At 72.0% G+C, this 11252-nt stretch carries 12 protein-coding genes; 6 read left to right on the forward strand and 6 right to left on the reverse strand.

All coding sequences use genetic code 11. The features are described from left to right. Nucleotides 1-38: 38 nt before the first annotated feature. Nucleotides 39-266 (forward strand): hypothetical protein, encoded by a 228-nt coding sequence (locus G412_RS39570; RefSeq protein WP_157839061.1) that lies wholly within the window; start codon nt 39-41, stop codon nt 264-266. Here G412_RS39570 and otsB read toward each other — a convergent pair whose 3' ends face one another. From otsB to G412_RS0105210, 3 genes are all read right to left on the reverse strand, one after another. Next, entirely contained in the window at nt 267-1130 is an 864-nt protein-coding gene (gene otsB / locus G412_RS0105200) for a trehalose-phosphatase (RefSeq protein WP_028811127.1), read from the reverse strand. A gap of 240 nt (nt 1131-1370) precedes the next feature. Continuing rightward, entirely contained in the window at nt 1371-1676 is a 306-nt protein-coding gene (locus G412_RS0105205; RefSeq protein WP_425274447.1) for a DUF3263 domain-containing protein, read from the reverse strand. A 39-nt stretch (nt 1677-1715) separates the two neighbouring features. Then, nucleotides 1716-2930: an ABC transporter substrate-binding protein gene (locus G412_RS0105210; RefSeq protein ID WP_051338156.1), complete on the reverse strand. Its 1215-nt coding sequence runs from the start codon at nt 2928-2930 to the stop codon at nt 1716-1718. Nucleotides 2931-3137: 207 nt separating this feature from the next. Between G412_RS0105210 and G412_RS0105215 the strand changes: the two genes are divergently transcribed. The 4 genes from G412_RS0105215 (at nt 3138) to G412_RS0105230 (ending at nt 7192) form a co-directional block, all read left to right on the forward strand. Next, a complete protein-coding gene (locus G412_RS0105215; RefSeq protein ID WP_028811130.1) occupies nt 3138-4088 on the forward strand; it encodes an ROK family protein in 951 nt (316 codons plus the stop codon). Beyond that, a complete protein-coding gene (gene nagA / locus G412_RS0105220) occupies nt 4088-5233 on the forward strand; it encodes an N-acetylglucosamine-6-phosphate deacetylase (RefSeq protein ID WP_028811131.1) in 1146 nt (381 codons plus the stop codon). Before G412_RS0105215 ends, nagA begins: the two co-directional genes overlap by 1 nt. 149 nt (nt 5234-5382) lie before the next feature. After that, nucleotides 5383-6309 carry a 1-phosphofructokinase family hexose kinase gene (locus G412_RS0105225; protein WP_028811132.1) on the forward strand — a complete coding sequence of 309 codons (927 nt, stop codon included), beginning with the start codon at nt 5383-5385 and terminating at the stop codon, nt 6307-6309. Between the two features lie 31 nt (nt 6310-6340). Next, entirely contained in the window at nt 6341-7192 is an 852-nt protein-coding gene (locus G412_RS0105230) for a class II fructose-bisphosphate aldolase (RefSeq protein ID WP_028811133.1), read from the forward strand. 10 nt (nt 7193-7202) lie between these two features. Here G412_RS0105230 and G412_RS0105235 read toward each other — a convergent pair whose 3' ends face one another. Further along, complete coding sequence (locus tag G412_RS0105235) at nt 7203-8204, reverse strand: carbohydrate-binding protein (protein ID WP_028811134.1); 1002 nt, start codon at nt 8202-8204, stop codon at nt 7203-7205. A gap of 110 nt (nt 8205-8314) precedes the next feature. Continuing rightward, complete coding sequence (cdgB, locus tag G412_RS0105240) at nt 8315-9991, reverse strand: diguanylate cyclase CdgB (protein ID WP_028811135.1); 1677 nt, start codon at nt 9989-9991, stop codon at nt 8315-8317. 379 nt (nt 9992-10370) lie between these two features. Here cdgB and G412_RS0105245 point away from each other — a divergent pair, with 379 nt between their 5' ends. Beyond that, nucleotides 10371-10871 (forward strand): flavin reductase family protein, encoded by a 501-nt coding sequence (locus G412_RS0105245; protein ID WP_028811136.1) that lies wholly within the window; start codon nt 10371-10373, stop codon nt 10869-10871. Between the two features lie 48 nt (nt 10872-10919). On the opposite strand, the gene G412_RS0105250 is transcribed toward G412_RS0105245, so the two are convergent. Next, nucleotides 10920-11252, reverse strand: a 333-nt coding sequence (locus G412_RS0105250; protein ID WP_028811137.1) for an IS5/IS1182 family transposase, incomplete at its 5' end; no start/stop codon positions are given.

Genomic DNA, 11252 nt, shown 5'->3' on the forward strand with positions numbered 1-11252 from the left:
AACCGCTGAGGCGAGCCGACTGTACACACCGGCTCGCAATGCGCGGGAGCCGCGTTTACGCCGCAGGCGAGGCGAAGCCACTGCGGCGGAGTGCCGAGCCTGGCCGCCAGGGGCGTGGCCGCCGCGCCCGCGCGGGCCGGGGCGGAGGCCGACACCGTCAGCGGCGCACCGGCCACCGCCCGCTGCTCGCCGTCCGCCACACCGTCGCCGACGACCGGCTGCTGCGGCGGCGGCTCACGCCACACTGGCCCGCCCTGGGCGGGTGATCAATCCCGTCCGGCGGTTTGGGACAGCGCCGTAAGGAGCCCCACCACTCCCGCCGGGCCGTCCACCACCAGGTCGGCCCGGTCCGCGAGCGCGGGTACTTCGGTGCCGCTGCACACCAGCAGGCCGGGGACGCCCTCCGTACGGAGCTTCTCCACTGTGGAGTACGCGGCGACGTCGCCCAGGTCGTCCCCGGCGTACAGCACGCAGCCCGCGCCGACCTCGCGTACGTACTCGGCGAGCGCCACGCCCTTGTCGATGCCGGGCGGGCGCAACTCCAGTACCAGGCGGCCGGGTTCGACGATCAGCCCGTGGCGGGCGGCGAGCTCGGCGAGGGGGACGCGCAGGGACTCGAACGCTGTTACGGGGTCCTCGGCGCGCCGTGTGTGGACGGCGACGGCCTGCCCCTTCTCCTCGATCCACGAGCCGCGCCAGGCGCCGATGCCTTCGAGGAAGCCGGGGAGTTCGGCGCGGGCGGCCTGTACGCCGGAGTGTGCGGCGGGGGCACGGACGGTGCCGGTCACGGCGTCCCAGCGCTCGGCGCCGTAATGGCCGAGTACGACGAGGTGTTCCAGGCCGGGGACTCCGGCGAAGCCGCCGTAACGGACCGCGACGCCGGCCGGGCGGCCGGTGATCACGGCGACGGAGCCGACGTTCGGCGCGAGTGCGGCGAGCGCCGCCACCGCGCCGGGGTGGGCGCGGGCCTGCTCCGGGTCGGGGACGATGTCGGCGAGCGTGCCGTCGAAGTCGAGGGCGATCACCGCCCGGTCCGGTGCGGCCAGCAGCGCGGCGAGGCCGTCGCGGCCGGCGGGGGTGGCGGGCGTGAAGTCGGTCGGCAGGGGGTGCGGTTGCGATTGGCTACCCATGCCCCCTGACCCTACCGGCGCCCGCGCCTGCTCGGCACTGACCTGGCGCTGGCCGAGCCCCTCGGCGCAAGGGGACGCCTGCGGCGGGCTTTCCCCTACCCGCCCCTTCCCGAACCGGGGGCACGCCCCCAGACCCCCGGACGCCCTGCGGGCGTGTCCTCAAACGCCGGACGGGCTGGATTTTGCCGCTTGCGGCAACTTCACAAGCCCGCCGCGGGCGTCGCCCCCCTGCCGACCCCCTCAGCGGCGCTCACGCCGGGCGTCCCGTACCCGGCGGAGGCGGTTGACCGTGACGGGGTCGTGGGCGAGGGCTCGCGGGTCGTCCAGCAGGGCGTTGAGGAGCTGGTAGTAGCGGGTCGGCGAGATGCCGAGCTGCTCCCGTATCGCCCGCTCCTTGGCGCCGGGCCCCGGCCACGACCGCCGCTCGACGGCAAGCACCGCACGGTCCCGCTCGGAGAGCCCGGAGGGCTCCGCGTCCGGCATCGCGCCGTCGGCAGGCGGGGACGGGGCCGGGCGGGCGGCGTCCTCGGCCGGGGGGTAAGGCATATGAGCAGTCTAGGGCGGTGGGGAGAACGGGCGGTTCGCCTACTCGGCGTTCTCCTGCGCCGCCGCCTCGCGGCCGATCGCGCCAAGGGTTCCGGTCGGATCGCCGTTGGGTCCGACCACCGAACCGATCTGCTTCTTGATGTTCTCGCTGACCTTCGCCCACGACGTCTTGCCGACCGGGTAGAGCGTCGATCCGGGCAGCGCCTCAAGGAACGGCCACAGTTCCTTGTGAGCCGGGTCCGCGCCCATCGTCTCGGACGCGGAGACGGTGACCGGCAGCAGGTCGTACTCGTCGGCGAACTCCAGGACGTTCTCGTCGCTGTACGCGAAGTCGAGGAACTCGCCGATCTGCCTGCCGTGGCCGTGCTGCTTGAAGCCCATCATCCAGTCGGCGACGCCCATGCTCGACCTCGCCTTGCCGTTGGGCCCCGGCAGCGGCACCATGCCGACCTTGACGCCATTCTTCGCGGCCTGCTGGAGCAGCGAGGGGTGGCCGTTGAGCATGCCGACCTCGCCGTTCGCGAACGCGGTGAAGGCCGGCTTCCGGTCGAGTTTGCCGGGCGCGACGGGCCCGGTGAGCTGCTCGCCGACCAGGGTGTCCTTCAGCCAGTTGAAGGCCTCGATGTTCTGCACGGAGTCGATCGTGTACGAACCGACCGAGTCGGTGTAACCGCCGCCGTTGCTGAGCATCCACATCATGGTCTCGGCCTGGGCCTCTTCATTGCCCAGCGGCAGCGCGAACGGGTACTTCACGCCGCGCTGCTTGAGCGCCTTGGCCGCGCTCTCGATCTCGTCCCACGTCTTGGGGGGTTCGACGCCGGCCCGGTTGAACAGCGTCTGGTTGTAGAAGAGCAGGCGGGTGCTGGCGACGAACGGGATGCCGTACGACACACGGCCGACCTCCCCCGCCTCGGCGAGCGGGGCGAGCAGGTTGGCCTGTACGGGGATGGAGAGCAGCTCGTCGACGGGGTAGAGCTTGTCCCCGGCCGCGTAGTCGGCGTACGCGCCGATCTGCGCGATGTCGGGGGCGTCGCCGGCCTCGACCATCTCGGCGACCTTGCGGTCGACGTCCTTCCAGTCGTAGACGGAGACGTCGACCTTGATGCCCTTGTTCTTGGCCTCGAACGCGGTGACGACGCCGTCCCAGTACTCCTTGGTGCTGTCGCCGCCCTCGGGGTCGTAGTCCGCCGCGACGAGCTTGAGGGTGACGTCACCGCCGTCGGAGCTTCCGCATCCCGCCAGGCCCACTGTCATACCCAGTGCGACCACGGTCGCGGTCAAACCCAAGAAGCGCCGGTGCACAGCTCTTTCCCCACCTGATTCGTTGTCCTACATGCGTATGAGCTGCGATTTTCGCCCAGACCGCCCTGTGAGGTCTACACCAGTGGGGTCTCACTTGTACAACACGTCCACCCCGAAGTGGACTAGACCTTTCCAGGGTTTACGCGCGAGACTGTTCCCGTGAAACACGTCATCGCCCTCGATGTGGGCGGCACCGGGATGAAGGCCGCGCTGGTCGGCGCGGACGGCGCACTGTTGCACGAGGCACGCCGGGCCACCGGCAGGGAGCGGGGGCCCGAGGCCGTCGTCGAGACGATCACCGGCTTCGCCGCCGAACTGCGCGCGTACGGCGAGGAGCGGTACGGCGAGAGCGCCTCGGCCGCGGGTGTCGCCGTCCCCGGCATCGTGGACGCCGAGAACGGGATCGCGGTGTACGCCGCCAACCTGGGCTGGCGCGACGTACCCCTGCGGGAGCTGCTCGGCCGCGAGCTGCACGGCGTGCCGGTCGCGCTCGGCCACGACGTACGCACCGGCGGCCTCGCCGAAGGCCGGATCGGGGCGGGCCGGGGCACGGACCGCTTCCTGTTCGTGCCGCTCGGCACCGGGATCGCCGGGGCCATCGGCATCAACGGCGTCATCGAGTCCGGAGCCCACGGTTACGCCGGCGAGATCGGCCACATCGTCGTACGCCCCGGCGGCATCCCGTGCGGCTGCGGCCAGCGCGGCTGCCTGGAGCGCCTCGCCTCCGCGTCCGCCGTGTCCGCCGCCTGGGCCGCCGCCTCCGGCGACCCCGGCGCCGACGCCGCCGACTGCGCGAAGGCCGTCGAGTCGGGCGACCGAAGGGCGCGGGAGGTGTGGCGGGAAGCCGTCGGCGCGCTCGCCGACGGGCTCGTCACCGCGCTCACCCTCCTGGACCCCCGCACCCTGATCATCGGTGGCGGACTGGCCGAGGCGGGGGAAACCTTGTTCACACCACTGCGGGCGGCCGTCGCGGAACGCGTCACGTTCCAGAAGCTGCCCCACATCGTTCCGGCGGCCCTCGGGGACACCGCCGGCTGCCTGGGCGCGGGGCTCCTCGCCTGGGATCTCCTCGAAGCCGACTCCACGGAAGCCACGGAGGTATCCGCCTGATGGCCGGACGCGCTGCAAGCAAGGTTCTTTCCGGCGCCCGGGTGGTGCTGCCGACCGGGACCGTGGACAACGGCCGGGTCATCGTCGAGGGAAGCCGCATCGCCGGCGCCGCCCCGGCGGACGCCCCCTCCCTGGACCTCTCCGGCCACTGGATCGTGCCGGGCTTCGTCGACATGCACGTGCACGGCGGCGGCGGAGCGTCCTTCACCTCCGGCACCGCGGAGGACGTCCTGCGGGGCGTACAGACGCACCGCGAGCACGGCACGACGACAATCGCCGCGTCGACCGTGACCGGCGAGATGGACGTACTCGCCCGGCAGGCCGCGCTGCTCTCCGAGCTGGTCCAGCAGGGCGACCTGGCCGGCATCCACTTCGAGGGCCCGTTCATCTCGCCGTGCCGCAAGGGCGCGCACAGCGAGGACCTGCTGCGCGACCCCGATCCGGCGGAGGTCCGCAAGCTGATCGACGCCGCGCACGGCACGGCGAAGATGGTCACGCTGGCGACCGAACTGCCCGGCGGCATCGACTCGGTGCGGCTGCTCGCCGAGCACGGCGTGATCGCCGCGATCGGCCACACGGACGCGACGTACGAGCAGACCGTCGAGGCCATCGACGCGGGCGCGAGTGTCGCCACGCACCTCTACAACGCGATGCCCGCCCTCGGCCACCGCACGCCCGGCCCGATCGCCGCACTCCTGGAGGACGAGCGGATCACGGTCGAGCTGATCAACGACGGTACGCACCTGCACCCGGCCGCCCTGGAGCTGGCGTACCACCGGGCGGGCGCGGACCGGGTCGCCTTCATCACGGACGCGATGGACGCGGCGGGCTTCGGCGACGGCATGTACGACCTCGGGCCGCTCGCGGTCGAGGTCAAGGGCGGGGTCGCGCGCCTCGTCGAGGGCGGCTCGATCGCCGGCTCCACGCTCACCCTCGACACCGCCTTCAAGCGCGCGGTGACCGTGGACCGGCTGCCGGTCGAGGATGTCGTACGGTCCATCTCCGCCAACCCCGCCCGCCTGCTCGGCGTCCACGACAAGGTCGGCTCGCTGGAGCCGGGCAAGGACGCGGACCTGGTGGTCCTGGACGCCGGCTTCACGCTCAAGGGCGTGATGCGCAAGGGCGCCTGGGTGATTGAGCCGTAAGTCTCCCCAAGTGGGGTGATTTCACCACCAGTTGATATCAAAGCGACACAGAGCGGTTGGCCCGCAGCCCTGGGCCGGCCGCTTTCTTTTTGGCATGATCACCCCGGCAGGGTTCACAGGGCAAGCGCTTCCACAGGGGGGTGACGCAGGTGATCCTGACGGTCACGCTGAACACCGCACTCGACATCACCTACCGCGTCCCGGCCCTCACACCGCACGCCTCGCACCGGGTGACCGACGTCGCGGAACGCCCCGGCGGCAAGGGCCTCAACGTGGCGCGCGTACTGGCCGCCCTCGGCCACGACACGGTCGTGACCGGCTTCGCGGGCGGACCCTCCGGCGCCGTACTCCGCGATCTGCTCGCACCGCTCGCCCCCGTCGACGCACTCGTGCCCGTCTCCGGCAACACCCGCCGCACCATCGCCGTCGTCGACGCCGCCACCGGCGACACGACCCAGCTCAACGAGCCGGGGCCGGTGGTCACCGCCGACGAGTGGGCCACCTTCCTCTCGAAGTACGCCGAACTCCTCGGCGGCGCCCAGGCGGTGGCCCTCTGCGGCAGCCTGCCCCCCGGCATCCACGTCGGCGCGTACGCCGAACTGATCCGCCGCGCCCGCACCGCCGGCGTCCCCGTGCTCCTCGACACCAGCGGCGAACCACTGCGCCGCGGCATCGCCGCCCGCCCCGGCCTCGTCAAGCCCAACGCCGACGAGCTCGCGCAGCTCACGGGCTCCCGCGACCCCCTGCGCGCGGCTCACGACGCCCGCCGCCGGGGCGCGCACACCGTGGTCGCCTCGCTCGGCGCGGACGGCATGCTCGCCGCCGCCCCCGAGGGCCTGTGGCAGGCGGCCCCGCCGGCCCGCGTGAAGGGCAACCCGACGGGCGCGGGCGACTCGGCGGTGGCCGGGCTGCTCTCAGGTCTCGTCGAGCAACTGCCCTGGCCGCAGCGGCTGGCGCGGGCGGTGGCGCTGTCGGCGGCGACCGTACTGGCCCCGGCGGCGGGCGAGTTCGACGTACGGACCTATGAGGACCTGCTCCCACAAGTCGAAGTCACCGCCCACGCCACGGCGGCGTAACAACGCCCACCTACGAGCACCAGGGGATCGCATGCCACTCGTCAGCACCGGCGAACTCGTCACCGCGGCCAGGGAATCGGGCCACGGCCTCGCCGCCTTCAACGTCATCACGCTGGAGCACGCGGAGGCGATCGCGGCCGGCGCGGAGCGGGCCGGAGCGCCGGCCGTCCTCCAGATCTCCGAGAACGCCGTGAAGTTCCACGGCGGTGACCTCACTGCCATCGCGGCGGCTGCGACGGCGGTGGCCCGCGCCTGCGCCGCCCCACTGTCCCTGCACCTCGACCACGTCGAGTCGGCCGAGCTGCTGCGCGCGGCGCATCCGGCGGGCTTCAGCTCGGCGATGTTCGACGCCTCGAAGCTGAGCTACGGCGACAACGTGAAGGCCACGGCGGAGGCAGTGCGCTGGGGCCACGAGCGCGGCATCTGGATCGAGGCGGAGCTGGGCAAGGTCGGCGGCAAGGAGGGCGAGGCCCCGCTCGACGCCCACGCACCCGGCGTACGCACGGACCCGGTGGAGGCGGCGTCCTACGTGGCCGACACCGGCGTGGACGCCCTCGCCGTCGCCGTCGGCTCCTCCCATGCGATGACGCACCGCACGGCGGCCCTGGACCACGACCTGATCGCCGCCCTGCGCGACGCCGTACCCGTGCCGCTGGTCCTGCACGGCTCGTCGGGCGTACCGGACGGGGAGATCCGGCGGGCGGTCGCGGCGGGCATGGTCAAGATCAACGTCGGCACGGCCCTGAACACGGCCTTCACAGGCGCGGTACGCACGTACCTGGCCGCGAACCCGGCGACGGCCGACCCCAGGAAGTACCTCGTCCCGGCTCGCGAGGCGATGACCGGGACGGTGGCGCACTTCCTGGGGCTGATGGGCCCCTGAAGCGCAGGGGCTACTGGATGTGGCCGGCCTTGAGCTCCAGCCGGTCGAGGTTGGCCTCGCACTGGTCGCCCGCGCCGCAGGAGATCACAAAGGTGTTCTCGCCCTCGGTGAGGTTGACCCAGGCGAAGGTGTTGGTCCAGCCCTTGTCCCAGGCGCCTTCCTCGGCGTGGGCGAAGTTCTTCATGTTCAGCCCGCCGCTGTGCGGCTTCCCGTTGACCGTCAGCGAGGTGTTCGCGTCCTTGCCGGGCACGCCGTAGTCGATCGACAGCGTGTACGCCCCGGCCTTCGGCACCTTCACCGTCCAGGTCGCGGAGACACCCGGCGTGTTCAGCGGGACGTACGCGCCGCTCGCCGACCGCGCACCCGGAATGGTCTTGTCCGTGGACAGACCGGGAGAGAGCTGGAGGAGCGCCGCGTCCTTCTTGGGCAGCTCGACCGCCGGTTCCTCCGGCTTGTCCTTCGGGTCCTCGGTCGGCTTGACGGCCTGGCCGGCGCTGGAGCCGCCGCCGCCCGTGTCACCGGCCTGCGCGTTCTTGTCGTCCTTGTCGCCGCTGGTCATCAGGGCCACGCCGATGCCTATGAGGACGACCGCGACGACCGCCACCGCGCCGATGAGCAGGCCCTTGGTGTTGGGCCCGCCGCTGCGGCCGCCACCACCGCCGCCGCCCGCGTGCGGCACCGGGCGGGTCGGGGCGCCGCCGGGCTGCGTCTCGGGGGCCGCGTAGTGGGCGTTGGGCTGGCTGTAGTTCTGCTGGCCGTAGGCCTGCTGCGGGGGCACCTGCTGGCCGTACTGCTGCTGGTGCTGGCTGTGCTGCTGCCCGTACTGCCGCTGCCCGACCGTTCCCACCTGGTGGTACGAGGTTCTGGGCACACCGGGCTGCGAGGCCGGGCCCGGGTAGCCGTAGCCGCCCGAGCGGGGCGAGACGGCACCCGCCGCCTGGCCGTCCTCGTAGAGGTAGCCGAACGGATCGTCGTCCTCAGGCGTGCTCGTGCCGTTGTTCGCGGCAGTCATCCCTGGTCACTCCTCACCATGTTCGCCAGCCGTCGCCGACCGGGCGAGCCTACCCCGAATGGGCAACCCGAAGGTTTGGCGTGGACCACAGTGCGGTAGTGGGGGGTCGGTCAACCCGCCCGCCTGTGAACCTTGGCACGGGAGCGTTTCTCCACGTACATCCGCTGGTCAGCGGAGTGCAACACCTCGTCCGCCGACATTCCGCAGCTCGCCCAGCCGATGCCGAAGCTCGCTCCGACGCGGACCGCCCTGCCGTCGACTCTGATCGGCGGAATGATGGCGTTTCGCAAGCGTACGGCGAGGTCGGCGGCGTCCGCGCTGCCGAGACCGTCGGCGAGAACGACGAATTCGTCACCTCCGAGCCGGGCGACCGTATCTCCGTCGCGTACGCACGTCGTCAGCCGGCGGGCGACCTCGATCAGGACGGCGTCTCCCGTGTGATGCCCGAACCGGTCGTTGATCGACTTGAAGCCGTCCAGGTCGCAGAAGAGGACGGCGAGCCCCTTCGTGCCGTCGTCGGCGCCGCCACCCGCCCCGCCGTCGGCGTCCGAGGTGGGCGCGACGATGTGGACGTGGTGATCGAAGGAGCCCGCGTCGGTGTGCGGGTTGTAGTCGAAGTCGTGCTCGGGCACGGCCCTGCCCGGCGCGGAAGGCTCGCCGTACGCCGCGTCCAGGGCCTCGACCGCCGTGGCGCGCACCGAGTGCGGGCGGCGGCACAGCCGGGAGGAGAGACGGGAGCGCAGCTCGGCGCTGTTGGGCAGGCCGGTGAGCGAGTCGTGCGAGGCGCGGTGGGCGAGGTGCAGCTCGTGACGCTTGCGCTCCTCGATGTCCTCGACGTGGGTGAGGAGGAAGCGCGGCCCGTCGGTGGTGTCGGCGACGACGGAGTTACGCAGGGACACCCAGACGTACGTGCCGTCGCGCCGCGCCAGCCGCAGCTCGGCCCGGCCGCCCTCGGCCGACGTACGCAGCAGGGTGCCGATGTCCTCGGGGTGGACGAGGTCGGCGAAGGAGTAACGGCGCATCGCGGAGGCGGGGCGGCCGAGGAGCCGGCACAGCGCGTCGTTCGTCCGCAGCAGCCGGCCGTGCTGGTCGCCGCCCATTTCCGCGATGGCCATGCCGCTGGGGGCGTACTCGAAGGCCTGCCGGAAGGATTCCTCACTGGCGCGCAGAGCCTGCTGCTCGCGCTCCAGGCGGACCAGGGCGCGCTGCATGTTTGCGCGAAGCCTGGCGTTGCTGATCGCAATGGCTGCCTGGGACGCGTACATCTGGAGCGCCTCCTGGCCCCAGGCGCCGGGGTGCCTGCCGTTGCGCGGCCGGTCGACGGAAATGACGCCGAGGAGCTCCTGGCCGCCGCCCGACGCGTACATGGGGGCGTAGAGGCGGTCGTGCGGGTGCCACTCGTCGGCGAAGCGGGGCTCGGGGCCCTCGGTGTGCCACTGGGGTACGTCGTCGTCGAGGAGGACCCAGCCCTCGGTGTGCGGGATGAAGTGCAGGTCACCCCAGGCCTCGCCCATGGAGAGGCGGCGCTCCCAGGAGGCGCGGGAGCCGACGCGGCCGGTGATCAGGGCTTCGGCCGCCGCGTTGCCCGCGAAGGCGGCGATGACGAGGTCGCCGTCGGGCTGGACGAGGTTTACGCAGGCCAGCTCGAACCCGAGACCCGCGACGACTCCGTCGGCGACGGCCTGCAGGGTGTCAGCCAGGCTGGTGGCCCGATTGAGGTCGGCGACCACCTGGTGCAGCTGCCGCAGCGTCGCCAGGCGGACGTACGGCTCGGACTCGGCCTCCATTGTTCGCTCTCCCCGAGACCTCGACAGCAACTCCAGGATTCTCAATCGCCGCACTTGTTGCAGTATCACGGCCACTGAATCACAGCGAGCTGCCCACCCGGTACACAGGGTCAGCAAATACTGGGCTGTGTGACTCAAGTCACGTCAGGTGAGGAACGGCTGGATGGGGTGGGTGGGAGCCGCGTGGGAGCGCTCCATAGTTTTCTTGAACGCAAATAGCGCAAATACGGCCGCGGCCTCCCGGTCCTAGGACCGGGAGGCGAGCGTACTGGTCCCAAGGCCCGATGGTGGCGGCCGGAGGCACGGGCATAGCGTTCCCTGTGTGTTCCAGTCGACTTCCTCCCAGTCCCCCCGCCCCCCGATCCCTCATCCTGAGGGGGTGAGCAGCGAAGAGTTCCGGGCCGCGATGTCCCGCTTCACGGCGGGCGTGACCCTCGTGACCGCGCACGATCCGGACAGTGGTGCGCGCGGTGAGGACGTCGGCATGACGGCGACGGCCTTCATGTCGGTGTCGCTGGACCCGCCGCTGGTGCTGGTGAGCGTACGCAACGGCTCACGCATGGACGACCTGCTGGCCGAGCAGCCGCTGTGGGCGGTCTCACTCCTGTCGGAGAGCCAGCGGCACATCGCGGGGCGGTTCGCGATGAAGGGCCGGCTCAGCGACCGCCTGCTGTTCCAGGACATCCCGCATACGCGGGGCACGGCGTCCGGGGCCCCGCTGATCGGCGGCGCGCTGGCGGTGGTGGAGTGCAGGACCGAGCAGCGGGTGGAGGCGGGGGACCACACGCTGGTGATCGGCCGGGTCCTCGCCGTGGGCCTGCCGAGCGCGGACGGGAGCCCGCTCGCGTACTTCAGGGGCCGGTACCGCCATTTGGCCTGAGGGCCGGCCGCGCTCTGCCTGGAGAGGTCCTAGGGGCTGTCCGGAAAGTCATGGGAGCCAGAGCCTGAGGCAGGCGAGGGTGACCATGGCTTGGTAGTGGACGGCGCGTTTGTCGTATCGGGTGGCCAGGGCCCGGTTCTGCTTGAGTCGGCTGAAGCAGCGTTCGACCACGTTGCGTCGTCGGTAGGCGGTCCGGTCGAGCCGGCAGCGTGCCTCGCCACGGCGGATGCGGCCGTTGATCTGGTCGATCCGCTCGGGAATCGTCGCGGCGATGCCGCGCCGGCGGAGGTAGGCACGGATCTTCCGGGCCGAGTAGCCCTTGTCCGCGACGACCCGGTCGGGCCGTGTCCGGGGGCGTCCGGGACCCGGCCGTGCCACCCT

The sequence above is a fragment of the Streptomyces flavidovirens DSM 40150 genome, from assembly GCF_000429085.1.
Lineage (GTDB): Bacteria > Actinomycetota > Actinomycetes > Streptomycetales > Streptomycetaceae > Streptomyces > Streptomyces flavidovirens.

What these genes read in the sequence shown, in the direction of transcription:
- G412_RS0105205 (WP_425274447.1), bottom strand. Translation starts at nt 1,676, where the DNA reads ATGCCTTACCCCCCGGCCGAGGACGCCGCCCGCCCGGCCCCGTCCCCG.
- G412_RS0105235 (WP_028811134.1), bottom strand. Translation starts at nt 8,204, where the DNA reads ATGACTGCCGCGAACAACGGCACGAGCACGCCTGAGGACGACGATCCG.
- G412_RS0105210 (WP_051338156.1), bottom strand. Translation starts at nt 2,930, where the DNA reads ATGACAGTGGGCCTGGCGGGATGCGGAAGCTCCGACGGCGGTGACGTC.
- nagA (WP_028811131.1), top strand. Translation starts at nt 4,088, where the DNA reads ATGGCCGGACGCGCTGCAAGCAAGGTTCTTTCCGGCGCCCGGGTGGTG.
- cdgB (WP_028811135.1), bottom strand. Translation starts at nt 9,991, where the DNA reads ATGGAGGCCGAGTCCGAGCCGTACGTCCGCCTGGCGACGCTGCGGCAG.
- G412_RS0105230 (WP_028811133.1), top strand. Translation starts at nt 6,341, where the DNA reads ATGCCACTCGTCAGCACCGGCGAACTCGTCACCGCGGCCAGGGAATCG.
- G412_RS39570 (WP_157839061.1), top strand. Translation starts at nt 39, where the DNA reads ATGCGCGGGAGCCGCGTTTACGCCGCAGGCGAGGCGAAGCCACTGCGG.
- otsB (WP_028811127.1), bottom strand. Translation starts at nt 1,130, where the DNA reads ATGGGTAGCCAATCGCAACCGCACCCCCTGCCGACCGACTTCACGCCC.